17 protein-coding genes are annotated in these 25210 nt (G+C 55.6%); 11 read left to right on the forward strand and 6 right to left on the reverse strand.

Features of this window, described 5'->3' with window-relative positions:
- Nucleotides 1–18 precede the first annotated feature (18 nt).
- From orn to IIA05_05770, 4 genes are all read left to right on the forward strand, one after another.
- Complete coding sequence (orn, locus tag IIA05_05755; GenBank protein MCH9026605.1) at nucleotides 19–588, forward strand: oligoribonuclease; 570 nt, start codon at nucleotides 19–21, stop codon at nucleotides 586–588.
- Nucleotides 589–1203 (forward strand): DUF938 domain-containing protein, encoded by a 615-nt coding sequence (locus IIA05_05760; GenBank protein MCH9026606.1) that lies wholly within the window; start codon nucleotides 589–591, stop codon nucleotides 1201–1203. It abuts the gene before it with no gap.
- On the forward strand, nucleotides 1193–2149 hold the full coding sequence (locus tag IIA05_05765) for a pyridoxal-phosphate dependent enzyme (protein ID MCH9026607.1): 957 nt from the start codon (nucleotides 1193–1195) through the stop codon (nucleotides 2147–2149). The genes IIA05_05760 and IIA05_05765 overlap by 11 nt, the downstream gene beginning before the upstream one ends.
- 238 nt (nucleotides 2150–2387) lie before the next feature.
- Nucleotides 2388–4751, forward strand: coding sequence for a TonB-dependent receptor (locus IIA05_05770; GenBank protein MCH9026608.1), 2364 nt, complete (start codon nucleotides 2388–2390; stop codon nucleotides 4749–4751).
- On the opposite strand, the gene IIA05_05775 is transcribed toward IIA05_05770, so the two are convergent.
- The 3 genes from IIA05_05775 to IIA05_05785 form a co-directional block, all read right to left on the reverse strand.
- Complete coding sequence (locus IIA05_05775) at nucleotides 4723–6522, reverse strand: tetratricopeptide repeat protein (GenBank protein ID MCH9026609.1); 1800 nt, start codon at nucleotides 6520–6522, stop codon at nucleotides 4723–4725. The two genes, IIA05_05770 and IIA05_05775, sit on opposite strands and share 29 nt — an antisense overlap.
- A 316-nt stretch (nucleotides 6523–6838) precedes the next feature.
- Nucleotides 6839–7885 carry an efflux RND transporter periplasmic adaptor subunit gene (locus IIA05_05780; protein MCH9026610.1) on the reverse strand — a complete coding sequence of 349 codons (1047 nt, stop codon included), beginning with the start codon at nucleotides 7883–7885 and terminating at the stop codon, nucleotides 6839–6841.
- 72 nt (nucleotides 7886–7957) lie between these two features.
- Entirely contained in the window at nucleotides 7958–11056 is a 3099-nt protein-coding gene (locus IIA05_05785; GenBank protein ID MCH9026611.1) for an efflux RND transporter permease subunit, read from the reverse strand.
- Between the two features lie 235 nt (nucleotides 11057–11291).
- Between IIA05_05785 and IIA05_05790 the strand changes: the two genes are divergently transcribed.
- The 4 genes from IIA05_05790 to IIA05_05805 all read left to right on the forward strand — a co-directional run bounded on the left by IIA05_05790 (nucleotide 11292) and on the right by IIA05_05805 (nucleotide 13934).
- The gene (locus IIA05_05790) at nucleotides 11292–11759 is read left to right on the forward strand and encodes a GNAT family N-acetyltransferase (protein ID MCH9026612.1); all 468 of its coding nucleotides are present in this window, start codon (nucleotides 11292–11294) and stop codon (nucleotides 11757–11759) included.
- On the forward strand, nucleotides 11756–12739 hold the full coding sequence (locus IIA05_05795; protein ID MCH9026613.1) for a hypothetical protein: 984 nt from the start codon (nucleotides 11756–11758) through the stop codon (nucleotides 12737–12739). Before IIA05_05790 ends, IIA05_05795 begins: the two co-directional genes overlap by 4 nt.
- 22 nt (nucleotides 12740–12761) lie before the next feature.
- On the forward strand, nucleotides 12762–13154 hold the full coding sequence (locus IIA05_05800) for a GFA family protein (protein MCH9026614.1): 393 nt from the start codon (nucleotides 12762–12764) through the stop codon (nucleotides 13152–13154).
- Between the two features lie 114 nt (nucleotides 13155–13268).
- Nucleotides 13269–13934 carry a TIGR04211 family SH3 domain-containing protein gene (locus tag IIA05_05805; GenBank protein MCH9026615.1) on the forward strand — a complete coding sequence of 222 codons (666 nt, stop codon included), beginning with the start codon at nucleotides 13269–13271 and terminating at the stop codon, nucleotides 13932–13934.
- A gap of 32 nt (nucleotides 13935–13966) precedes the next feature.
- Here IIA05_05805 and ppsA read toward each other — a convergent pair whose 3' ends face one another.
- Nucleotides 13967–16330 (reverse strand): phosphoenolpyruvate synthase, encoded by a 2364-nt coding sequence (gene ppsA / locus IIA05_05810; protein ID MCH9026616.1) that lies wholly within the window; start codon nucleotides 16328–16330, stop codon nucleotides 13967–13969.
- 37 nt (nucleotides 16331–16367) lie between these two features.
- Between ppsA and IIA05_05815 the strand changes: the two genes are divergently transcribed.
- From IIA05_05815 to IIA05_05825, 3 genes are all read left to right on the forward strand, one after another.
- Nucleotides 16368–17234: a kinase/pyrophosphorylase gene (locus tag IIA05_05815; GenBank protein ID MCH9026617.1), complete on the forward strand. Its 867-nt coding sequence runs from the start codon at nucleotides 16368–16370 to the stop codon at nucleotides 17232–17234.
- A 123-nt stretch (nucleotides 17235–17357) separates the two neighbouring features.
- Nucleotides 17358–17846: a DUF1249 domain-containing protein gene (locus IIA05_05820; GenBank protein MCH9026618.1), complete on the forward strand. Its 489-nt coding sequence runs from the start codon at nucleotides 17358–17360 to the stop codon at nucleotides 17844–17846.
- 15 nt (nucleotides 17847–17861) lie between these two features.
- Complete coding sequence (locus tag IIA05_05825) at nucleotides 17862–18911, forward strand: hypothetical protein (GenBank protein MCH9026619.1); 1050 nt, start codon at nucleotides 17862–17864, stop codon at nucleotides 18909–18911.
- Nucleotides 18912–18928: 17 nt separating this feature from the next.
- On the opposite strand, the gene IIA05_05830 is transcribed toward IIA05_05825, so the two are convergent.
- Both IIA05_05830 and IIA05_05835 read right to left on the reverse strand, forming a co-directional pair.
- A complete protein-coding gene (locus IIA05_05830) occupies nucleotides 18929–21979 on the reverse strand; it encodes an efflux RND transporter permease subunit (GenBank protein MCH9026620.1) in 3051 nt (1016 codons plus the stop codon).
- Nucleotides 21980–21989: 10 nt separating this feature from the next.
- Nucleotides 21990–25193, reverse strand: a complete 3204-nt coding sequence (locus IIA05_05835) for an efflux RND transporter permease subunit (protein MCH9026621.1) — start codon at nucleotides 25191–25193, stop codon at nucleotides 21990–21992.
- Between the last annotated feature and the right edge of the window lie 17 nt (nucleotides 25194–25210).

A 25210-nucleotide genomic window follows, 5' to 3' on the forward strand; every position in this document is an offset into this window, starting at 1 on the left:
TGGAACAAAGGCAAAAATATGGCTGTCGACCCACTGAATCTAATCTGGATAGACCTGGAGATGACCGGGTTGATGACAGACTCGGACCGGATCATCGAAATTGCGACCGTGGTTACCGACAAGGAATTGAACGTGATTGCGGAAGGACCGGTGTTCGCCATTCACCAGGATGACCAGCGGATGGATGGCATGGATGACTGGAACACCCGCCAGCACGGCAAGTCCGGTCTGACCCAGCGGGTGCGCGAAAGCATGGTCAGCGAAGCGAAGGCCGAGCAGGAGACCATCGCGTTCCTGCAACTACACGCGTTGGCGGGCAAGTCGCCGATGTGCGGCAACAGCATCTGCCAGGACCGGCGGTTTCTCGCGCGCAACATGCCGGAACTCGAAAAATTCTTTCATTACCGCAATCTGGATGTCAGCAGCCTGAAAGAGCTGGTGTTGCGCTGGGCGCCGAAAATCCTCGAGAGCGTGGAAAAAGAAGCCAGCCACCTGGCGCTGGCCGACATTTACGATTCGATCAACGAACTCAAACATTATCGGCAGCATTTCATCGCCAGTGATTTTCATGCGCTGGCCACGGATTGAATGAAACCCTACTCGGATTCGTGTGAACGCAACCGGCAGCCGATACTCGATGTGCTGGTTGCGGAATTTTCCGATATCACCAAAGTGCTGGAAATCGGCAGCGGCACCGGTCAGCATGCCGCTTTCTTTGCGCCGCGGTTGCGCCAACTGGTCTGGCAGACCAGCGATCTGGCCGAGAATCATGCGGACATCCGGTGCTGGATCGAAGACGTCGAGGAAATCACCCTGCCGACGCCGCTCGAACTCGATGTGTCGAGCGAACGCTGGCCGGACACGGGCGCCGATGCCGTGTTCAGCGCGAACACGGCGCACATCATGCACTGGGACAGGGTCTGCGCAATGGTGGCCGGCGTGGGCAGGCAATTTTCTTCGCTGGATCGCGGCAGGTTCTGCCTGTACGGCCCGTTCAACGAGAACGGCGAGTTCAGCAGCGCCAGCAACCGGAAATTCGATGCGTGGCTCAAGCAACGCGACCCGTCGATGGGTTTGCGGGATCTTGCCGAGATGGCAAGGATCGCCGGCGAAGCGGGGCTCGCTTTGGCCAGGCGCCATCGGATGCCGGCAAACAACCTGCTGCTGGTGTTCGACAAAGTCGAGACGACAGATGCCCGATAAAGGAACCAGACCGGATCTGGCAGCGATCAGACAGGCCGCCGAACGCATTTCAGGCCTGGTACACCGGACGCCGTTGATGCGCTCGCGCAGCCTCGACCGGATGTTCGATGGCGAGCTGCATTTCAAATGCGAACACTTGCAGCGCGTCGGCGCGTTCAAGGCCAGGGGTGCGGCCAACGCCGTGTTTTCGCTGAGCGATAAAGAACTCGGCAAGGGTGTGGCGACACACTCCTCGGGCAACCACGGTGCGGCGGTGGCGCTTGCTGCGAGCACCAAAAACGCTCGGGCCTGGGTGGTCATGCCCGAAGACGCACCGGCCGTCAAAAAATGCGCCGTCGAAAGCTATGGGGGAAAAATCGTCAGTTGCAAGCCGGGACTTGGCAATCGTGAAGCTGCTTTGCAAAGGCTGGTCGACGAAAAGGGCGTTCATGTCATCCATCCCTATAACGACTACCGGGTCATTGCCGGTCAGGGAACAGTCGCGCTCGAGATCATGGAACAACAAGAAGATATCGATTTGCTGATGGTGCCGGTGGGTGGTGGCGGCCTGTTGAGTGGCAGTCTGTTGGCAATCAAGGAACTGCGGCCGCAGGTTCAGGTTATTGGCATCGAGCCTGCACGGGCGGATGATGCGAGGCAAGCGCTCGATAGTGGCGAGCTAGTGATAATCGATTCTCCGGATACGATCGCCGATGGCCTGCGTGCCTCACTGGGTGACAAGACCTTTCCAATCATCGCCGAGCTGGTCGATGACATCGTAACGGTGTCCGAGGATGCGATTATCGAGGCGACGAGATTGGTATGGGAGCGCATGAAGCAGCTCATCGAACCATCGGCGGCGGTGCCGGTGGCGGCGTTGCTCGAAGGGCGAATCGAATTGCAAGGGCGTCGTGCCGCCGTGGTTTTTACCGGGGGCAATCTCGATCTGGATCGTTTGCCCTGGTAGCAAGATTTTTGACGCAAGTCAGTTCTTGGCGTAAGCGGAAATTAGAAGGCCAAGAGTCACTAATGGTTTAGAAAAGCCGCTTTACTACCCAAAGCCGATATTCCCTTCCGCGTGACTAAGGCTAATTGACCTGATTTTCAGGCGATTTGACCAATCTTAAACTATGCTTTGCTTAATAGGGCTTCTCAAATCGTTATGAAGAGACTTTTTTTAATGCGGTAAGGTAGGGAGGCTACCCATGTCCAGAACAATCAAATGCTGGAACCTAGTGGTTGTGTACGCACTAAGCATGTTCTTCGGCGTCTTGCCATTTGCTACCGCGCAACCCCAGGAAGCCACACTGTCCTCGGACAGTGATGATGAATTGGTCATCGAAGAGATCGTCGTTACGGCGCAAAAAAGAGAACAAAACTTGAACGACGTGGGCATCACTGTGCATGTCTTTTCCGCACAGGACATCAAAGACAACAGAATCCTTGTTAGCCAGGATATCGCCGCAAATACATCTAACCTGACAGTTGTCAATCAATTTGGAACGTCTCTACCGCTCTATTACATGAGAGGTGTGGGCCTGAACGACTTCAGTTCGAACAACACGAGTACTGTCGGAATTTATGTTGATGGTGTTTTTCAAACGTCGCCCGCAATGCACGGTTTCCAGCTATTTGATCTCGAACGAGTCGAGGTGCTGAAAGGGCCGCAGGGAACCCTTTACGGTAGAAACACGACTGGCGGAGCCATAAATTTCATTGCTGCCAAGCCAACAGATACACCGAATGGTTATTTGAAAGTTGACTTTGGGACTTACCAGGAGGGAAGGGTGGAAGCGGCATATGGGAACGCAATATCCGAAAATCTCACAGGACGGGTAGCATTCTCGTATGAATTTGGCGACGGTTATGTCAAAAATAGAGTGACCGGCAATGATTTGCAGGCTCGCAATAAAGGTGTGGCGAGAGTATTGCTGGAATGGACGCCGACCGACCAAACGAGCGTCTTATTCAATGTTCACGGTGGAGTGGATCGTTCCGATGCGGGTGTCTACCATCAACAGGGGCTCCTGGATCCCGCCGGGTTAGCCCCGCTACCGCCGATTTTGTTGCCCCAGTGCGGGCCATTGGTGGCCGGCGAGAGCTTCGATTTCAGAGCTACGCCAGGGCAGTGTGTTGACCCTTTTGGGTATTTCGATGCTGACAACGACCTGTATGCGGGTGCATTCGACTTTGAGCCTGTTCAGGAAGACGATTTCATTGGCGCTTCGGTTACGGTCGACTGGGGTATCAATGATAACTACGATTTTGTCTCTATATCCGCGTTCGAGTCTTATGATCGGTATGCTGACGGCGATCTGGATTCATCACCGCTACCAATCCTTCACACGAGTTTTACAGATTCAGTCAAACAATTTACTCAAGAGTTCAGACTGAATTACAACGGCGACCGATCGCACTGGGTAACCGGCCTGTATTATTCGCACGATAGGATCGAGTCCACTAACCAGGACGTTTGTCTGGATGACAATCCTGGAGCCGTGTTTCCTATTTTTTGTGTGGCTGGAGATTTTCGGCAGGATCTGCAGCAAACAACGAATATCACTGCTCTTTTCCTTCACACTGAATATCTGCTGGGTGACACCTGGAATCTGACTTTGGGCGGTCGCTATTCATATGAAGACAAAGATTTCAATCTTGAACTTAATGCTCAGGATTTTTTCCTGCTTATATCCGGCGGTGCATTCGCGGGACCAGTGCTGAGTCCAGTCGACAATGCATCATTCAACAGCTTTTCCTGGAAAATCGGTCTCGACAAAAAAGTCTCGGAGGACGTTTTGCTGTACGGACTCGTCAGCAAAGGATTCAAGACGGGCGGATTCTCCGGCGCTTTCTCATTCGGAGGACCTGACCAGCTCTTGCCTTTTGGCGATGAATCGATTCTTGCTTACGAAATCGGTTTCAAATCAACCAGCCTGGACAATAGGTTGAGCTTCAACGGTGCTGCGTTTTATTACGATTACCAGGATATACAGTTGTTTGCCTTTTTTACGTCCGCGGCAGGTGCATCAATTCAGGTGTTAAGCAATGCTGGAAACGCGGATATCCTGGGGGTGGAAGCGGAAATCGTATATCTGCCGACAGATGCGTTGGCGTTGTCCGCAAATGTTGGGTGGCTGGATCATGAACTGAAAGACTTTCAAGTTGACCCCACGCAGCCACCGGTACCGGGCATTCCTGGTCCGGCCGATGCGAATGGCAATAAGCTGGCAAACACGCCGGATGTCAATTTTACCGGCGCGGTGAAATACGAATGGAATCTCGATAAAGGAAACATCGCATTGCGCGCCAATTTCCAATATCAGTCCGGCATATTTTTGGAAACGTTCAACCAACCATTTCTATCAGAAGATGGATATTGGTTGGTCGATGCAAGCCTGACTTATACCTTGGGAGATGGGACATACGAATTCGGCATTTGGGGTCAAAACCTGTTCGAAGAGGAGCGAATGGTGTTCGGAATCCCGTTTCAATTTTCGGGTTTCAACTCCATTGGGGCTAACCAGCCGAGACGCTACGGAGTCAGTGTTCGTTACAACTTTGGAAAATGACTTGGTTGATAGAGTGATTGCAGGTGTTAGCGGGCACTGTAACGACGAGCTCGCTCTCCGGGTAGTTCATGCGCCGCAGCAGGTCCTGGAAGCGAGGGTCGGAGCGCAGCGGGTCGAACCAGGGCGCTACCTGTAGAAACACCATCCACGCATTGCGGTCTTGGTAAGCCCTTTCTAGCCACTCTAATGCTTCGTCATTTTCACCCAAGCCGATGTGGATGACCGCAAAGGCGAACGGTAGGACATAGCGTTTTTTGGCTAGACCATGTAAGTCATCGAGAATTTTCCGCGCTTCCGCAGTTTTTCCGGCCACCGCATACGCGTGTCCCAGCATCCAGTAATGTTCAATGAAGCCAGGGGAAAGCGTCACCGCTCGTTCCATTTCACCGATTGCTTCTGTGAACATGCCCTTTTGTACATAATTCCTACCGAGTCGTGAAAGTGCTTGAGGCTCGTTGGGGCTTAGATCGAGCGTCTCATGCAGTTGAGTAATGGCCTGGTCATATTGGTTTGAAAGCCAGAATATGTCGGCCGCAGTCATGTATGCCAGAATCGCAAGCGGGTCGAGTTTGAGCGCACGTCTTATGCTCGTGTGAGCTTCCTCCGTGCGGCCCATGGCCGCCAGGAACCAAGCGTAAAATTGATAGTTATAGGCATAATTCGAATTCAGTGAAATGGCCTGTTGGAATTCTTCCTCGGCTTTCTGCCAATCCCAATCGAAATAGAAATAGACTTGTGCGTATTCCGCATGGGCGCTAGCCAGGTTGCTATCGATTTCCAGTGCTCGCGCCGCTGCGGCCCGCTGCTTTTCAAAGGAAAACCGCGGGGGCATATAACCCCAAAAACCAAGTGCGCCATAATATGCGGCCAAGCCCAAATGGGGTTGCGCGTACTGTGGGTCGAGTTCGATAGCCTGCTGAAAATAGCGGATGGCTTTTTCCAGGTCCTCTGGTCCCCACTTGTTCAAGTGGTACTGCCCCAGGAGATAGAGCCGGTAGGCTTCGGGATTGACCTCTCGAACATCAGCCAGACGGGCCTCTTCTTCCGGAGTCACCGCAATTTGGATTTCGCGGGCGATGGAGCGAGCGACCTCGCTGTGTATTGCCAGCACATCGCTAAGGTCGCGGTCGTAGCTTTCGGCCCAAAGGTGTACGTCGGTTGCGGCCTCGATCAATTGCACCGTGATCCTGACCTGGTCTCCGATGAGTAGCGCCGAGCCTTCAACTACCGCGTCCACGTTCAACTTCCGGGCGATTTCCGGCAAGGACATTTTCGTGCCTTTGAATTGCATGACTGATTGACGGGAGATCACCCGAAGTGCGGCAATCTTGGAGAGCTCTGTAATCAATGTCTCCGTCATTCCGTCGCCGAAATACTCCTGCCCCGGGTCCCCACTTAGGTTGTCGAATGGTAAAACAGCAATCGAACGAAGATCGATTGAGGGCACTGCGCCAAAATCGATCCACCGGAATCTGTCCGCCGCGAATAATCCAACGGCCACTATCAGCACGCCGATGATCGCGAAGTCGATCTGACGACCGGTGTGCTTCAAGATTGAATCGCCCTCGGAAACCACCTCTGTACGCGTTACGCCCTGCGTCGTAAGGTCGTAGACCCAGGCAAGAATCAGTGCGACCGGAAATCCAACAGCCAGCGCAACTACGATGGCACGCATCGCCCATGCAGGTGCGGCGAAGGTGTCGAGGAGAATATCGGCGACCTGGATCAGGAGCCATGCAATGACGATATAGGCAGCGGCGCTGCGAAACACGTTGCGCCGGTGTAGCTCGTTGACGAATTTCGAGATACTGGCTATAACAAGCTCCCCCTGTTGATAATTAATAGTATCGTAGTTAGTCGTCGAATTCAGAGTCCGGGGCGCTTGAGAACCGCAACGTACGCTTTTCTAATCGGGCGCAAAAGGTTCCGCTGTTCTATGACATTGTATTGGTCGCGTCCTGGCGTGGTCCAGGTTTCTCTTCGCAGGTTGAAAGGGCGCCGCGCTGGGCTTTACCGGGAGTAATCTCGATCGTCTGCCGTGTCACTAATTTGTAGGCAACGATTGTGCCCCTTGAACAAACAGCTAATCAGTTGGCGGTCGAAGCCGTGTTGCCCGTTTCCGCATCGGTATTCAAGACCATGACCCGCTGACCTGGCCGCAGCCTTTCCGCGCCCCGCACGACGATGGTGTCACCGGCCTTGAGATCGCCGGATACTTCGATCAGGTCGCCATCGCCGCTGCCGGCCAGGATCGAAACCCGTTCGACGAGTTGATCCTTGCCGACCCGAAACACGCTGGCGCCATTGCGCCGCAGGACCAGCGCATCCCTGGGCACGGCCAGCACTTTCCTCGCCTCGGCCGTGGGTACCGCGATCCGCACGCTTTCACCGACCACCCAGTTGGCCGGGTCGACATTGAGCCGCATTTCGAACATGTGGGAACTGGGGTTGCCAAAGGGCACGATGGTTCGTACCGTGCTTTCCTCGCTGCGTTGCGCGCTCGAAACCTGTACAACGGCGCCTTTTTTGAGAAAGGCCGCCGATCGCAAGGGCGCGCGCGCGACGATTTCGATGGCTGACGGATCCACCAGCCGGACCACTTCGCTACCGGTGTTTACCATTTCACCAATATTGCTCATGCGTTCCGTCACGGTACCGGCAAATGGTGCGCGAATCGTGGTTTTCGCCAGTTGATCGCTGACCAGCGCGAGCCGTGCTTTCGCGACCCGGGTGTCGGCGCGTGCCACCTGCAGATCGGATTTGGTCTGGTCCAGGCGGCTGACGGCGGCGTTGTTTTCCGCACGGAGTTTTTTTAGCCTTTCGACTTCCGGCTCCAGGTAGGTCAGACGCGCGCGCTGGCGATCGACCTGACCGGCGAACTCGCTTTGTTGCAGACGAAAACGGGTATCGTCCAGACGTGCGACGGGATCCCCTTCGGCAACGACGGTCCCGACCTCCGCGATCCAGGTAATGCGCCCGGTCACTTCCGCTGCAATTTTCGAATCGTTGCGGCTGATCACGGTGCCGGGCACATCGATTGTCGGCGCCAGCATCACCTGTTGCGCACGAACCACGACCACCGGCGCCGGACCTTGCTGGGCGTTCCCGATACCGGCAATGAGCATCAGCGCCATGCCTGCGAGCGGTCGCCAGCACGATGAAAAAGAATTAGATTGTTCTTGAAATATCAACATTAACCAATTGAATTATATATCAATATGTTTCTGGGCGTATTGCCCTTGCAGGCCGGATCCGGGCTCGGTTCCCAGCATGGTCTTTTCCTCGCCCACTCGCAACAGACTGGGCAGCAATATCAGTGTGAACACGGTGCTTACCGCCATCCCGCCAACGATGACCGCAGCCATGCCGCGGTAGATTTCCGTGCCCGGGCCAGGTATCAGCGCCATCGGCAGCATGCCGAACAAGGTCGTGATCGTGCTCATCAGGATCGGGCGCAGCCTGATGCGCACGGCTTTTTCCACGGCCGAGCGTCTGTCCATGCCAATGCGTTCCGAGGCGCGCGTCTGATAAACCAGCAGAATGGAATTGTTGACCACCAGGCCGAGCAAGATAATAAAGCCGATCATGGTCAGCAGATCCATGGGCTGGAACGAGAAAAGATTGGCTATCCGCAAGGCCAGGATGCCACCGACTGTGGCCAGCGGGATCGCGAGCAAAGCAAGCAGGCTGTCTTTGAACGAGCGGAACAAGGCGCTCATCAACAGGTAAAGAATCGCGACCGCCAACGCGAAACTGCTGGCCAGGTTTGCCAGCGCGACTTTGAGGTTGTCGGCGCTGCCGTAATAGTAAATTTCGCCATCGTTCGGCAACTGCGCGAGGATCGCGGGTTCTGCCTCTCGTTTAATGATTGCGATGGCGTCTGCGAGGGAGATATCCGGCGGCGTTACCCGCAAGGTAATGGTGCGCCGGCGGTCGACTCGCCTGATCTGGTTGGGTCCGGCCGTTCTCTCCATGCGTACCAGTTCGCCGACTTGCTGAATGCCTGCGGCGGGCGTGGACAATGGTATGGCGGCCAGCTCTTCCGGGCTGGCCCATGGCTTGGCGCGCAGAATAATGTCACGCCGCCTGTCCCCGTCAAAGTAATCGCCAACGTACAGGCCGTCGCCCAGCGCACGAATAACCGAAGCCATGGTGTTCCGGCTCCAGCCGGATTCGGCAATGCGCCGCTCGTCCGGTATCAGCCTGAGCTCGGGTTCGGCCAATTCGACGCCCGGGATAGGCCGCACCTGTGAGCCTGGCAGGGCCTTGGTGATAGCGCCCATGCCGGCCAGCGCCGCATCGAGCATCGCATCCATATCGCGACTTTGGATATTGACGTCTATTTCACGGCCGCCGCCGAGGCGCCTGAATATCGATGGCCGCGATGCAAATGCCAGGGTATCGGGAAAACCGGACAGGATTTCCTCGTTCAGAATGGTCAGCAGCTCGTCAACATCGTTCGGATCCTTTGCGCGCACGCCCATGAAACCGCGCCGCCCGAATATACCCATGAAATAGTTTTCGATCTGGGGCTGACGCTCACCGCTCAGAAACGGTTTCATGCGCGCCGACACGACATCGACAAATTCTACTTCGGCGGTTTCGACGCTCTGGCCGGGCGGCGGCATGATGAAAGCGAAAATCCAGTTTTGCCGCCCCTGCGGCAGGTAATCGGCGGCGGGCTTGAGCCACCAGCTAAGCCCGGCGGCGACGCCGACCAGCACGATGATCCAGGTATAGCGGCGTTTCGGCGTATCCGTCAGCTCCATCACCAGGGCCGATCCTTTGGCCCACCAGGCCTTGTGCGGATCGCTCAGTTCCACGTTTCGCATCCAGTAATTAGCCGCCTTGGGGATCAGGGTGACTGCGATCACCAGGGAGACGATGATCGCCATGGAAATGGCATAGGCCATATCGGAAAACAACTGGCCCGCCGTGTCGCGCAGGAAAACAACGGGCAGGAAAATCGCCACCGTGGTAACAGTCGATGCCAGCAGCGCGCCCCAGACCTGTGTGGTACCGACTATCGACGCTTCTTCGCTGGTTCTGCCACTTTCGCGCAGCCGGACGATATTTTCCATGACGATAATGGCGGCATCGAGCACCATGCCGATGGCGAACGCCAGGCCAGCCAGGGAAATGATATTCAGGGTCCTGCCGCCGGCATCGAGCAGCGCAAAGGAAGCAAACAGCGAAACCGGGATCGCGACGGCGACGATCATGGTCACGCGCAGGCGGCGCATAAACCACCACAGGACGCCGATACTGAGCATGATGCCGAGGATCAGATTGTTGCGCAGCATCGCAATCGATTGCTTGATGTAGATGGTTTCGTCGTAGACTTGCACGATTTTCAAACCGGCTTTGCCGACCGGACCGTCATTGAGTTCCGCAACCGCCTGTTTCAGGTCCGCCATCACCTCCAGCACATTGACGTTTTCCGCCGGTTGCGCGTTGAAAGCGATTGCCGGTTCGCCGTTTTGCCGCATCGTGCCGGTCTTGTCGGTCAGCGTCATCTCGATTTCAGCGATATCGCGCAGGCGCACGGGATTTCCATCCCGCCAGCTCAAAACCATGTCGCCGAACTCGTGTAGCTGGTATTTCCCGGTGTAACGCACCGTGTATTGCCGCCTGCCGATATCGCTAAAGCCGCCGCTGGTATCGATGTTGTTCGATGCGATTCTCGCCAGCGTTGGAATGTCAATTCCGTAGGCGGCGGCCAGGTAGGGGTCGAAAGTTATCCGGACTTCACGGGCACGGCCGCCATAGGCATCGGTCTTGGAAATTCCTTTGACTCTTTCAAGTCGTGTCTGAATTACGTCCTCGACAAAATCCTGGTACGCGGACATATCGCGATTCATGTCATCCTGAGGGCGTAACGAGAACCAGGCGATGGCCGCGCCGAACTGACTCTGGCCGACGTAGATCACCGGTTCGTTGGCATCTGCGGGGTAATTCGGCACGCGGTTGAGCCGGTTCATGACCTCGATCAAGGCGCGCTGCAAATCGATGTCTACGGCAAATGTCAGGTTGATCGATGAACGTCCGCGGGACGCCGACGATTCCATTTTTTTGAGACCGGGGACGCCACGGAGCGCATCTTCCTGCGGTTCGAGAATCTCGGCCTCGACTTCCTCCGGCGCGGCGGCGCGCCAGCTCGTGCTGATCTGGATTAATGGTTGTTCAACATTGGGAATCAGTTGAATCGGCAGCCGGGTAAGCGCGATTACTCCAAACAAAATAACCAGCAGCATGGCGGATACCACGGCAACCGGGTTGGCTATTGCTGCTCTGGTTATAAACACCTGGCCCCCATACTTTCACTCCACTCCCAAACCAAATGATACCTGCGCGCCAGGTCCAGTGGTTGCACCGATGCTTCGCTTCACCCTGCCGTGCATACCGGTAAACGCAGGAAATATTACAAATACCGGCTCCGTGTCGTATTGTTGCCGCCGTGTATGGCGACGCTATATATAGTAAGGCTGTTTGCGCATGTTGACCATCCGGGCCGCGGAAAATAAGGATTCCAAGAGGATTTTGGCACTGGTTAAAACGGTGCTGAATGAGCTGGGTATGGAGATAGACCCTGACGGCATGGACTCGGACCTGTCGGATATTGAAGGAAATTACATTGCTGCGGGCGGGTTATTCGTCATTTTGCAGGACGAGAAAGGCGAAATAGCGGGTACGGCTGGCTTGATGCGAATCAATGACCGGCAGTGCGAACTGCGGAAAATGTATTTCTTGGCTGAAGTGAGAGGCCGCGGATGGGGTGAATCACTGCTGGATTTTTTGATAGGCCGCGCCGGCAGGCTCGGTTTTGATGAAATACACCTGGAAACGAACAACACCTTTGCTGCGGCGATCGGCTTGTATCTGAAGGTGGGTTTTGAGCCGAAGGACGATGGGGGCTCATGCGATGTGCGCTGCGATCGCGCATTTTATCTTGGGCTGGCAAATTACCGAAGGCCTGCTGAACTTAGAGAATTAAATATTGCGCTATGACAATGGCCGCGAAAAAATCAATCTTGCTATTGCTTGCCATGTTCGTGGTAACGGCTCTGGCTTGTTCAAAAACGGAACATGAAAAGGAGTACCAGGAGAAAGCCACACGGGAATACCGCACGGATATCTGGCTGGTCGATATGCAGGCCAGCGCCGATTCGCTCAGCCTTGGTGAGCCGATCAACATTACGCCAAGACGCGGTTATGACAACCAGCCAATGTATCTGCTCGATGGCAGTGGTCTGCTGTTTAGCGTCGGTGTCGTCGCTGAAGACATGGAAATGCGCACCGACATTTTTCTGCATGATCTTGCCAGTGGCGAGCAAAGAAAAATGACCGACACCGAAGAATCGGAATTTTCGCCTATACCCATGCCAACCGGCCGCGGTTTTTCGGTAGTGCGCCTGGAGAGCGATGGCACAAGCCGGTTATGGTTCGTTGACGATCAGGGCGATAACACCGAGGTCATTCTTCCCGATACCGTGGCGGTGAATTATTACAACTGGATAGACGCCAACCGGATTGCCATGCTGGCGGGGGTGCCGGTATCGGGCGAGGGAAAAGAGCCCTGGGCGATGATGCTGCAGATCGGTTACGTCAATTACGGCGAGACCAGGCGGGTTGTTGAAATGCCGAAATTTTCGCGCGCACTGCAACTGAAACCCGGCAGTAATTCACTGACTGTGATCCGAGAGAATGAAGCGCGGGAAGCTGAAGTCAGCCTGCTGGATCTCGATAGCATGGAGTTCTCGCCACTGGCAAAAACTCTGCAGGGGAGTCAGTTCGCCGATTTCGTCTGGACCGAGGATCCGTTCCTGTTGATGGCCGATGACAGGATTGTTTACCGGCTCGCCGATGATGGCTGGGTTATGGTCCGTGACTATAGCGATGTGTTGCCTGGACCCATTACCAGGCTGGCGGTCAGGCCGGGCAACAAGCAGCTTGCGATGGTGGTATGGGAAGTACCGCTGGAGAAGTGAGCGCGAACTGGGGCCGTTCTTGATGGATGCTTCCGAACAGATTGAATATCGCGGTGGCTGCCATTGTGGCGCCATCCGCTTTACGGTCAGGGCGCCGTCTGAAATCGAAGTCCTCGATTGCAATTGCTCGATGTGCGCGATGACCGGTTATCAACACCTGATCGTCCCGGCCGAGGATTTCACCTTGCTCAGGGGGAAAGAGGCGCTCTCCGAATACCGCTTTAACACCGGGACCGCCCACCATTTATTCTGCCGCGTGTGCGGCATCAAGTCTTTTTATGTCCCGAGGTCTCATCCTGATGGCTTTAGTGTCAACCTGCGGTGTCTCGATCCGGGTCAGGTCGATGCGGTATCCCGCCGGGCATTTGACGGAGCGCACTGGGAAGATGCGATTTCCGGGTTGCGAAAAGATTGACGTGGTTTTGGCCGAGTGTCGCTGGCTTGCGACACCTTGCGATTGGCCCGAGAAAATGGATAGTTGGCCGTCCGTTTCGGGTTATCATCCACAGCCCCGCACCTGGAAAGCAACATGAAAGTCTATCCTCTGCTTTTTCTTATTACCCTGGTTTCATCGGTCGTAGTCGCCGAGAATGCCTATGTCACCGACCAGTTCGAAGTGACCTTGCGCAGCGGGTCGTCGACGCAGAACACGATTTTGAGAATGCTGCGGAGTGGAACGACTGTGGAAGTTCTGGAAACGGACCCGGAAACCGGTTACAGCAGGATCATCACGGCTGCAGGTACAGAGGGTTACGTATTGAGCCGTTTCCTGATGGATGAGCCCGCGGCGCGCGACCAGCTTGCCGGCATGCGCCGGCAGATGAGCAACTTGCGGCAACGAAACCAGGAACTCGAGGCACGGCTTGGTCAGGCAACAGCGAACCGGGATGAGTTCCGCCAGGAGCGCGACCGCCTGGCAAAAGGCAACCAGGACAAAGACGCCGAGCTGGCGAACATACGCCGTGTTTCGGCGAATGCAATTGAGCTTAGCAACCAGAACCAGGAACTACAGACTTCCTTACAGAGCATGAATCATCGCTTGCAGGCGCAGACCTCGGAAATCCAGGAACTAAAGGCCAAGAAAAACAGGGACTGGTTTATAGCCGGTGCGGCAGTCTTGATAGGCGGAATCTTGCTTGGCCTGCTTCTGCCAAAACTCCGCATGCGCCGACGCTCAAGCTGGAGCGATTTATAGTACATCCTCGGTTGCGGGGACGCGGCACCGCCTCAAACCTTTGTTCCGGCGAGAAACATCCAGGTTTCCACGACAGTGTCAGGGTTGAGAGACATGGACTCGATGCCTTGTTCGAGCAACCAGCGCGCGAAATCCGGATGATCGGAAGGCCCCTGGCCGCAGATGCCGATATATTTGCCCTGTTTCAAACACGCTTGAATCGCGAGCGAAATCAGGTATTTGACCGCATCGTCTCTTTCGTCGAAGACCTCGGCCACGATTCCCGAGTCACGATCCAGGCCCAGCGTTAACTGGGTCAGGTCATTTGAACCAATGGACATTCCGTCAAAGCTCTCAAGGTACTGTTCCGCCAGCAGGGCGTTGGTCGGCAGTTCGCACATCATGATCACTTTCAGTCCCCTGACGCCCCTCTTGAGACCATTTTTCTCGAGCAGTTCAATAACGGCTGCACCTTCCTTTACCGTGCGGACGAAGGGCACCATGACCTGGACATTTTCCAGTCCCATTTCATCGCGAACCTTGCACAGCGCCTGGCACTCCAGTTCGAAACAGGGCTGAAAATCCGGGTCAAGGTAGCGTGAAGCTCCGCGAAACCCCAGCATCGGGTTTTCTTCGTGCGGTTCGTATTGGCGGCCGCCGATCAGGTTCGCGTATTCATTCGATTTAAAATCGGACAACCGGACGATCACCGGCTCCGGGGCAAACGCGGCGGCGATGGTCGCGATGCCTTCTGTCAGTTTGTCCACGTAAAAATCCACCGGGCCGGAGTAACCGGCAATATGCTCGGTGATGGTTTCCTGCAATACCCCGTCGAGCTTGTCGAATTCGAGCAACGCTTTGGGGTGGATGCCGATCATTCGATTGATAATGAATTCCAGCCGCGCTAGACCGACCCCCTTGTTCGGGATCGACGAAAACGCAAACGCGCGATCGGGGTTGCCGACGTTCATCATTATCTTGACGGGAATTTCCGGAACCGCGTCCAGCTCGATACGCTGCTCATCGAAATCGAGAATCCCGTCATAAATAAAGCCGGTATCGCCCTCGGCACAGGATACGGTTATTTTCTGTCCGTCCTTTATACGCTGGGTGGCATCGCCACAACCCACGACAGCGGGTACGCCGAGTTCTCTCGCGATGATGGCCGCATGGCAGGTGCGTCCACCGCGGTTGGTGACAATGGCGGCGGCCCTTTTCATTACGGGCTCCCAGTTGGGGTCGGTCATTTCGGTGACCAGTACATCGCCAGGCTGGATGCGTTTCATTTCGCTGACATCCTTGATAACCCGGGCCACACCGGCGCCGATCCGCTGGCCGATGCTGCGGCCGCTGACCAGGACTTCAGCCCGTTTCTTCAACGAAAACCGTTGCAGGGTTCGGCCACTTCGGCTTTGCACGGTCTCGGGCCTGGCCTGGAGGATATAAAGTTTTCCGTCGATGCCGTCGCGTCCCCACTCGATGTCCATGGGCCGTTGGTAATGCTTTTCAATGACCAGCGCCTGCCGGGACAATTCATGAATTTCCGCAGCGCTGAGCGAGAACCGCCGGCGGTCGGCCGGATCCACATCGACGGTTTTGACAGCGCGCCCGGCATCCGGATCGTCCTCATAGATCATTTTGATCGCTTTTTGGCCGAGGTTGCGTCTTAGAATCGCGTGCCGGCCGTTTTCGAGCGCGGGCTTGTAGACATAGAACTCGTCCGGGTTAACTGCGCCTTGCACCACCGTCTCACCCAGCCCATACGACGAAGTGATAAAGACCACATCGCGAAAACCGGACTCCGTATCCAGCGTGAAAGCTACCCCGCTTGCGCCAAGGTCTGTCCTGACCATGTGTTGCACCCCGGCCGACAGGGCGATCTGCCGGTGGTCAAAGCCCAGGTGCACGCGATAGGCGATAGCCCGGTCGTTAAACAGCGATGCAAAAACCTCATGCACGGATTGCAGCAGGCGGTCCCAGCCGGTGACATTGAGGAAGGTTTCCTGTTGCCCCGCGAAGGAGGCTTCGGGCAGATCTTCCGCGGTCGCCGAAGAACGGACGGCTACCGAAATATCCGCACCGTCGCGCATGGCATCCCATTGGCTGCGGAGTTCGCTTGCCAGGCGGTCCGGCAAGGGGGTATCCATGATCCACCGGCGGATTCGCGCGCCGCTGTCAGCCAATGCCGCAATATCATCGATATCGAGACCGGACAGCTCCCGGACGATTTTCTTGTCCAGTCCATCGGCGGACAAAAAATCGCGGTAGGCATGCGCGGTGGTCGCGAATCCGCCAGGAACCGAGATTCCCAGTCCTGACAAGTGGCCGATCATTTCTCCCAAAGAGGCGTTCTTCCCGCCAACCAGCTCAACGTCATTCATGCCGAGCTGATCCAGCTTGATAATATACGGCTGCAATAGGTTCCCCTTGTAATCGGTCCGGCGGAAATACAAAATGCCCGACGAGCAGAACGCCGACATTATACACGGAGGGATTGTGAATCAACGGACCGTATTTTTCGTCTCTGACCAGACCGGCGTTACTGCTGAAACGCTGGGCCACAGCCTGCTGACTCAGTTCGATTCGATCAATTTTCGCCATGTAACCTTGCCCTTCATTTCAAGTCCTGAAAAGGCCGAAGAAGTAGTGCGCCAGATTAACCAGGTCGCCAAGGTCGAGGGGACAAAACCCATAGTATTCAGCACCTTGGTCCAGGACGATCTGCGAGCCATTATTAGTCGCGGCAATTGTCTTTGCCTGGATTTCTTCGACGCTTTTGTCGCTCCGCTGGAGAAAGAACTGAAGACACGCTCATCGCATACGACCGGAAAAGCGCACGGCATGAAAGACATCGTGGCCTATACCCGCCGAATCGAGGCGACCAATTTCGCACTGGCCGCGGATGATGGAGCCCACACACGCGATTACGACCAGGCGGAGGTAATACTGGTAGGAGTTTCCAGATCCGGGAAAACCCCTACGTCACTTTACCTGGCCCTTCAATATGGTGTGTTTGCCGCCAATTACCCCTTGACGGATGAGGATTTCGAACGCGGTGACCTGCCGGACAGCCTTAAGTCACGCCGCCGGAAATTATATGGTCTGACCATCGAGGCGGGCAGGCTACAGCAGATCCGCAATGAAAGGCGACCGGAAAGTAATTATTCGTCGACCCGCCAGGTCCAGTTTGAGATTCGTGAGGCGCTGGCGTTGTACAAACGATATGGTGTTCCGTTCATCGACACCACGGAATGCTCGATCGAGGAAATCGCCAGCACAATCCTGAACGAAACCGGCATTATCCGGCATCTCAGGCCATAGTATAGTTTGAGTTCTCTACCAAGTACCATGGAACGGCAATCGGTATGCCGGATTTTGCCCGATGCTCCGGCACACTGTTAACGCCGTCACGGTACTTCGAAATGGCTGTGTTATATTGCCAGCATGGTGCGAGACAGCCACATCGCGATTGGTGCAGGCGCAAAATTATCCAGTTTTGCGGCCCTCATGTCGTTGTATGAGAGTAATTTCATCCGTTTGAACTGGCTGATCCAGGAGCCGCAAAAATTCATCGGCGAACAACAATCCAGCGTCCCCGGAGACTGCACGCTGCATCTGAGATTGCTGGAGCGTACGCGGCATACCACCACCCTGCACATGACCTATATGTTTGAGGAATCCGGGCAATGGATAGCGGACCCCGATATGACAATTCGCATTTATCACGACGCCAGGCTGGCGGAGGCGATGGCCTGTAGCAGGGTGCATCGCCACGCGATTCTCCGGCAGTTTGATACGGGTTGTAAGCAGGAGGTGAACCGCCGGCGGATGAGAAATTCAATGTTACACAAGTGGCTCGAGTATTGTGCGGATAATGATCACCGTTTTGTTGCTATCGGGCCCGCGGCTGGCCTGAACCGGGCTGCAAGTTAGAACAGGAAAGAGACTATGGCCAGGGACGACAAGTTCGGAGCATTCACGATACGCAATGATCCAAGAAACCGGGAGATAGGCGAAAAACAGCTGATCAAACTTTACCGAAACCGCGCCGAGCTAAAAAAAGAATTTAAACGGCTGCGCGATGAAAGATATACGCTGGAAGAGCAGCTGGAAAAAAAGGACAATGAGTTACAAAAATCGCGTGGCAAACTGACCGCGTTCGAAGCATTGCTTGCCGAGCCAACTACCGCGTTCAACACATTGGTTTTTTTTCAGCTCAGGGGAATTTCGGAGGATTGCAGCGGGCGGGTAAAAAAACTGGTTCTCGAAATGACCCAAATGCGGGAAACCAGGGAAAGGCAACTGCATGTCGCCGATTTTAGCAAGGTTCAGGGTGTGAGGGCCGGGAAATTCAAGGTCAAAGAGAGTGCGCTGCAGGCCGAACAGGAAGAGTTCAGCGAGATTATTGAGAAACTTCGGAAAAACTGTGACGAGTTGAAGGGGTTTTGGAATTTTTTCAAGCGGCGGGATTTTCGTGCACAGATTTCCGAGAACGAGACGCAGCGTCAGGAACTGAAGCAAAAATCCAGCCGACTCGCGCAAAAACGGCAGGATATCGAAGCGGAACAACCGCCAGAATTCGGTGGCCTCAGTGTGCAGGGGAAAAGAGCGATAAACTTGGTCGGTCTGGCGTGTGCGCATCATCTCTATGAACACTACGCTTCGGGTGGCCTGTATAAGCTGGTCAAGGCTGCAACCGTGGGCAAACCACGCAATGCGCGCTACGGCGACAAGGCATCATGTGAAAAAATAATGAAAAGAGTCAACGAGTTAAAAATCGCGCTGGACAAACAAAAAAACTTTAACCAGGTTTTGCGAGAACGCACCGAGCGCATAAAAAGCATCGTCAGTTACCGCAAGGATACAGATTGCATTCCGTTGGCCGCATCACTGGCCAAGGTGCCATCCAGGGACGCGAAGGCAGATGGCAAGCTACCGGAAAGCGTCAACCTGCTTGCTGACCAGGTCTGGGATGTCCACGACGCATTGTTGAATTGACCCTGTTGACCTGCGGACTAGGTCGTCCCGACACCAAGCCGGGAGATCTGCATAACCTTTCTGCCCCAACGCACCATTCCGTCGAGCACCACGTACAGGTATGGCACGACCAGCAACGAGGTGACGGTCGAAAACGCCAGACCGCCGATAATGGCTCTGGCCATCGGGAAATACGGAGGCCCGTCGCCACCGACCTGAGTCGTCCCTACCGCCAGCGGGGCCAGGCCCAGGATAGTGGTCGCCACGGTCATCAGGATGGGGCGCAAGCGGTCCCTGCCCGCCTCGATGATCGCTTTGTCGCGCTCCATGCCTTCATGACGAAGGTTGTTGATATGGTCAACCAACACGATCCCGTTGTTAACGACCACACCGATCAGGATCAAGATGCCGATAGACGCCATGAACGAAAATGTAGTACCGGTGAGTAAAAAGAACCAGAACACACCAATAATCGCAAAAACGATCGACACGATAATTGCCAGCGGAAAAAGCACCGACTCAAACAATGCCGCCATCACGATAAATATCATCGCGATGCCGAGTAAAGTATTTTGCGCCATGATTTGTTGAGTATCATCCTGCCGTTCAAATCCGCGACCGAACTTCCAGCTATAACCAGGCGGCAGCGCGAACTCATTCATGAGCTTTTCGACGTAGGGTTTGACGTCTTCCAGCGACTTGTCTTTCTCCATATTGGCGTTAATGACAACCGCGGTCCGCCGGTCGACGCGCCGGATAGCCTGTGGACCGCGGGTCACATTAAAGTCGGCGATCGCACCCAGCGTTACCCTTTGCCCAGCGGCCGTGTACAGGGGGAGGGCGGCAAGATCTTCCAGGCTTTGCTTGTCGCTATCGCGGAAAGCCATGCGCACGGTGATCTCGCCATCCTCGCCGCGGAACTCCCGCAGGTTTTCTCCACGCAGGGCAAGAGACACGAACTGGGCGACCAGTTCGGTGCTCAATCCCTGCGCCATGGCTCTTTCCCGGTCGACGATGATCTGTATCTCCGGCGCGCCTGTGTCGGCATCCGAAATAACATCGGTTAAACCGTCTACGCTTTCAAGGATACGCTCGACTTCAAAACTCAGCTCGTTGAGCAACACCGTGGAATCACCGGAGATTTGTATGCTGAACCCCTCGCCACCGCCTTGCTGGTCGAATTGAAAACTGGGTTTTCCGATAACGAGTTCGGGAATGTTTTCGGTAATAAAAGCGATGACTTCCTTGGTTGAGATTGTTGCATCGTCTTTATCGGTAAGGAGAATGGTCGATTCGGCGCGCCCGGTGTCAAAATAACTGTATACCTCGACGATATCGAGTTTTTCCTGGTTTGCATAAAGGAAGTCTTCGATTCTGTCCACCGCGGCCTCGACTCGTTCCAATGGATAAATCTCGTCCACGTGATACGGCATGAATAAACGGCGTCCCGATTCCTGTGGGAAGGTGTCAAATTTTATTAATTTCATGGGTATCGCCACGCTAGCCATGATCACGATGATGAAAAGCGCGGTCCACCAGCGATGTTTCATCACCCAGACCAGGGCGTTGACGTACCTGTTGGTCAGGCGCGTCATCAATGCGCCTTTTTTGGGGACCGGTGGCGGTGGTACCCGGGCAGCCAGCATCGGCACGATGGTCTGGGCGATGGCCAGTGAGGCCAGCAGCGCAACGACGATGGTAATGGCAACGTGGGTCAGAAAAACGGTGATGTCCGCTTTCTGCCCAAACATGATCGGTAGGAAAACGATGATCGAAGTCGCCGTGCCGGCAATCACCGCCAGACCCACTTCGTTGACCCCAAGAAGGGTCGCCTTTACCGGCTCATTCGGGTGCATGATCCGGTAGCGGAAGATACTTTCAGTGACCACGACCGCGTTGTCGACGAGCATGCCGACAGCCAGCATCAGACCCATCATCGTCAGAATATTCAGCGTCAGGCCAAAGAAATACATTGCCGCCAGCGTTATAAGCAGCGAAAAGGGCACCGCCAGCGTGACGATCAGTGTCGTGCTCCACTGGCGCAGAAACAGAAACAACACGCCAATGGCAAGCAGCGCGCCAACCAGGCCGGCGCTCAGCAGATCATGCAACGATTCACGCACATTGTCGGCCTGGTTATCCAGATCGAAAATATTGATCCCCTGCATCTGTGGCAGTTTTCCGATTTGCCGGATTTCCCTTTGCACCCGGTCATTGACCTCGACCATATTGGCGCCGGTTTGCTTGAAAATATTGATGCCAACCGCATAGGTCCGGTTGAGGTGCCGGCCATAATTACGATCGGGACTGCGTAATTCCACGGCGGCGATATCAGACAGGCGCAGGTTGCGGTTATCGACCACAATGTTTTCGATGTCTTCCAGGGATGTGAATTCGCCGCGCGGGCGTACGCTAAGACGCTGACCCGCATCGGTAATCTGGCCGGCGCTGACCGCGAAATTGCTTTTTTCCAGCAAGTCGCGAAGCTTGCGGATATCCACGCCGTGCGCGGCGACCCGATCTACATCGAGCAGTATGCGTATTTCCCTCGGTTCGACGCCCTGCAATTCAACGCGGGACACGCCCTCGAGGCGTGCCAGTCGTCTTTTGACCGTGTGGTCCAGCATTTGATAAGCGTCCGACAGATCCCGGTCGCTGGAGATGCGCAGCACGAGGATCGGCTGGTCACCAAGCGAGCCGGTAAAAACCAGGATACGCTCCACGTCATCCGGAATATTATCGCGGACCGCATCGATCCGCGCTCGCGCTTCGATACCCATCCTGGACGCGTCTTCGTCCCAGCCGAATTGCACGAATATTTGCGACTGGTCCTCGGTCGATGTCGACTGCATCCGTTCAACGCCACTGAGCGTGGCCAGCGATTCTTCGATGGGCCGCGTGATCTGTTGTTCGATCTCCTCGGGTGTCGATGAGCGATAAGGAATCTGCACAAACAGTCCTGGAAATTCGATATCCGGGAATTTTTCCAGCGGCAGCAATTGCGAGGAAAGGGCCCCGACCGCGGCCAAGGCGACAAAAAGCATTATCACGGTTACCGGGCGGCGTAGCGCTAACTCAGTATGTCGCATGGAAATCCTCTCAAACCAGCCCGGGTTCTGCCGCCGATATCGGTGCGGGTCTGCGATCCATCAATGAATAGACGGCCGGGATCACGATAAGCGTCAGCAGGGTCGAGGTCAGCAAACCGCCAATGACGGTGATTGCCATCGGTGTGCGCACTTCCGCACCCTCGCCAAATCCGATCGCCATTGGCAACAGGCCGAGCGTCGTGGTCATCGTCGTCATCAGGATGGGCCGCAATCGCGCCTTGCCCGCTTCGATGATGGCGGCAGTCTTTTCCATGCCGGCCTCGCGTAGTTTATTGATCATGTCGACCAGGACGATGGCATTGTTGACGACGATTCCGGCCAGCATGATTACGCCGATAAATGCAACGACGTTGATCGGCGTGCCGGTGACAAACAGGGCGAGCACCGCACCCACCAGCGCCAGCGGAATTGTAAGCAGGATGACGAAAGGATGGATCAGCGATTCAAACTGAGATGCCATCACCAGGTAAACCAGAAAAACGGCGAGCAAAAGCGTGAATTGCATCGATCGCATGGAGGCCTGCATTTCCTCGTTCTGGCCGGTGATTTGTACGCCGATTCCGGCGGGCAACGGAGTCGCATCGATAATTCCCTGTAATTCGGCGGCGGCGGCCCCCAGGTCTCCAAAGGCCAGGTTGGCCGATATGATTGCGACGCGCGACTGGTCGACCCGCCGGATCTCGGCTGGTCCGCTCGCCAGGCTGATGTCGGCGATCGCCTCCAGTGGGATCGGGCGGTCGCTGGCCGGGTTGACGATCAGGTTACGGATGTCCGCGACCGATGCCTTGCTGGTATCGACACTGCGAACCAGGACATCGATCTTGCGGTCTCTCCAGGTATATCGCGTAGCGACATCGCCACGAATGTTCGACACGACGCGATTGGCAATATCGCGTACGACGAGGCCCAGGTTAGCGGCCCGTTCCTGGTCAAAAACAATCTGGATTTCCGGGTTCCCCGATTCGACCGTTGTTTTGATGTCGATGAATCGGCTGGACGCGGCCATGGCCTGCTGAATCTGATTGCTCACCGAGTTTATCTGGTCAATATCAAAGCCCGAGACTTCGACTTCCACGGGTGTGCTGAAACTGAACAGGGTGGGCCGGCCAAACTCGTACTGAACCCCGGGAAGTGCTTGCAGTTTTTGCCGCATGGAGTCGATTGTCCGCTCCTCGAGCAACCGGGTACTTCCCGGTTTCATTTTCACGCTGAATTTTCCGGTGTGTTCGCCCGAATCGACCGGGTTGGCATCCAGCCGGTTGCCGGTTCCGGCGACCGAGTAGGTCAGTTGAACCGAATCGTCTTCGGCTAGCGCTTGTTCGACCGTCCTGAAGCTCCGGTCCGTCTGACTCAGCGGAGACCCAGGCGGCAGGCGTACATCGACGAAAAACTCGCCTTGTGCAAGCTGTGGTATCAGTTCGCTGCCCAGTCTCGGTACCAGCGACATGGTCCCTGCAAAGATGCCGCTTGCAATCAGGATAACCAGCCAGCGGCGGCGCAGCGACCAAGCCAGCATCCCCGGGTAAACGCCGGCCAGCGCGCGGTAAAAACCCTGGAAAAGCCACACCCCCGGGCGCAACAGCTTGTTCATCACCCAGGCGATCAGCGAGAAAAACTTGCGAAACATTCGAACCACGAACCCGATGCCACGCGTTAGCAGCGCCGGCGGGCGCTTATCGGTGGCGTCGGCGAAGCGCCCACCTGCGCCCATCGCCGCCAGCATCGGGATCAGGGTCAGGGCGACGATCAGCGAGAACATCAGGGCGAAAGTCACGGTCAGCGCCTGGTCCTTGAAAAGCTGGCCGGCGATACCGCTGACAAAGACCATCGGGAAGAATACGGCGACCGTGGTCAGGGTTGAAGCGATAACGGCGGTGGCGACCTCGCTGGTTCCATCGCGAGCCGCCTGCATCGCCGGCAAACCCGATTCCTTCTTTCTGACGATATTTTCCAGAACGACGATCGAATTATCGACCAGCATGCCGATCGCCAGCGCAATACCCCCCAGTGACATGATATTCAGCGATATTTGGCTGCTGTGCATCATCAAGAATGTGCCGACGACCGAAACCGGGATCGCGGCGCCGATAATAAAGGTCGCGCGTGCGTCACGAAGGAAAAAATACAACACCAGGATGGCCAGCAGGCCACCCCAAAGTGCGGCTGAGCGAACCTGGGAAATTGCGTTGGAAATAAATGTGGACTGATCGTAAATCGTGATCAGTTTCATGTTGTCGGGCAGGTCTGCTTCGATATTTTTCAATCGTTGCTTGATTCGATTGGCCACCTGGACCGTATTTGCGTCACCTTCTTTGTAAATCCCCAGTTCCACGGACTCCTGGCCATCGACCCTGGTAATTGCCTCCCGTTCCTTGAAACCGCGTTTGATCTCCGCGATGTCACGCATATAAATGATGCGGCCATCGACGTTGGCAACGATGGCGTCGGCGATTTCATCGATGTTCTGGAATTCATTGATGGTGCGGACGAGGAATCTTTGCGATCCTTGTTCGAGCCGCCCGCCGGACAAGTTGACGTTCTCCTCGCGGATTCTGCGGGTGACGGTTTCGATGGACAATCCGAGCTGAGCGAGCCGACGCTGATCGACCAGGACCTGAATTTCGTCTTCGAGGCCGCCGCTGGTCTTGACCGCAGCCGTGCCATCGCTGGCCTCGAGATCCGTTTTTAGCCGTTCTTCGGCAAAACGGCGCAGGGCCTTCAGGCGGTCTTCGGCATTTTGAAACTTGATCTCGGCATCCGGGGCCTCGATCAGCGCCAGGCGCATGACCGGCTCGCTCGACGGGTCGAATCGCAGGAGCATCGAACGGCTGGCTTCCAACGGGAGTTGCAGGATGTCGAGTTTTTCCCTGACATCCACACCGGCGATGTCCATATCGGTGCCCCAGGCAAACTCGAGTACGACATCGGATTGGCCCGAGCGGGACACAGACCGGACCCGGCGGACATTCTTGATTACGCCCACCGCCTCTTCGACCGGTTTGGTAATCAGGCTTTCGACCTCGATTGGCGCCGCGCCGGTTAAATTAGTACGGACTGTCATGGTGGGATAAGAGAGGTCTGGCAGAAGATTGACCTTGAGCCGGGACAGCGAAACCATGCCGAACATGATGACCGCCACAGTGAACATCATGATGGTCACTCGGCGCTGGGTGGCAATATCAATAAGTCGCATGGGTTCCTTCCGTTTTT

The sequence above is a fragment of the Pseudomonadota bacterium genome (assembly GCA_022572885.1).
Lineage (GTDB): Bacteria > Pseudomonadota > Gammaproteobacteria > Steroidobacterales > MnTg04 > MnTg04.

What these genes read in the sequence shown, in the direction of transcription:
- orn (MCH9026605.1), top strand. Translation starts at nt 19, where the DNA reads ATGGCTGTCGACCCACTGAATCTAATCTGGATAGACCTGGAGATGACC.
- IIA05_05760 (MCH9026606.1), top strand. Translation starts at nt 589, where the DNA reads ATGAAACCCTACTCGGATTCGTGTGAACGCAACCGGCAGCCGATACTC.
- IIA05_05765 (MCH9026607.1), top strand. Translation starts at nt 1,193, where the DNA reads ATGCCCGATAAAGGAACCAGACCGGATCTGGCAGCGATCAGACAGGCC.
- IIA05_05770 (MCH9026608.1), top strand. Translation starts at nt 2,388, where the DNA reads ATGTCCAGAACAATCAAATGCTGGAACCTAGTGGTTGTGTACGCACTA.
- IIA05_05780 (MCH9026610.1), bottom strand. Translation starts at nt 7,885, where the DNA reads ATGGCGCTGATGCTCATTGCCGGTATCGGGAACGCCCAGCAAGGTCCG.
- IIA05_05795 (MCH9026613.1), top strand. Translation starts at nt 11,756, where the DNA reads ATGACAATGGCCGCGAAAAAATCAATCTTGCTATTGCTTGCCATGTTC.
- IIA05_05800 (MCH9026614.1), top strand. Translation starts at nt 12,762, where the DNA reads ATGGATGCTTCCGAACAGATTGAATATCGCGGTGGCTGCCATTGTGGC.
- IIA05_05805 (MCH9026615.1), top strand. Translation starts at nt 13,269, where the DNA reads ATGAAAGTCTATCCTCTGCTTTTTCTTATTACCCTGGTTTCATCGGTC.
- IIA05_05815 (MCH9026617.1), top strand. Translation starts at nt 16,368, where the DNA reads ATGCCCGACGAGCAGAACGCCGACATTATACACGGAGGGATTGTGAAT.
- IIA05_05820 (MCH9026618.1), top strand. Translation starts at nt 17,358, where the DNA reads ATGGTGCGAGACAGCCACATCGCGATTGGTGCAGGCGCAAAATTATCC.
- IIA05_05825 (MCH9026619.1), top strand. Translation starts at nt 17,862, where the DNA reads ATGGCCAGGGACGACAAGTTCGGAGCATTCACGATACGCAATGATCCA.
- IIA05_05830 (MCH9026620.1), bottom strand. Translation starts at nt 21,979, where the DNA reads ATGCGACATACTGAGTTAGCGCTACGCCGCCCGGTAACCGTGATAATG.
- IIA05_05835 (MCH9026621.1), bottom strand. Translation starts at nt 25,193, where the DNA reads ATGCGACTTATTGATATTGCCACCCAGCGCCGAGTGACCATCATGATG.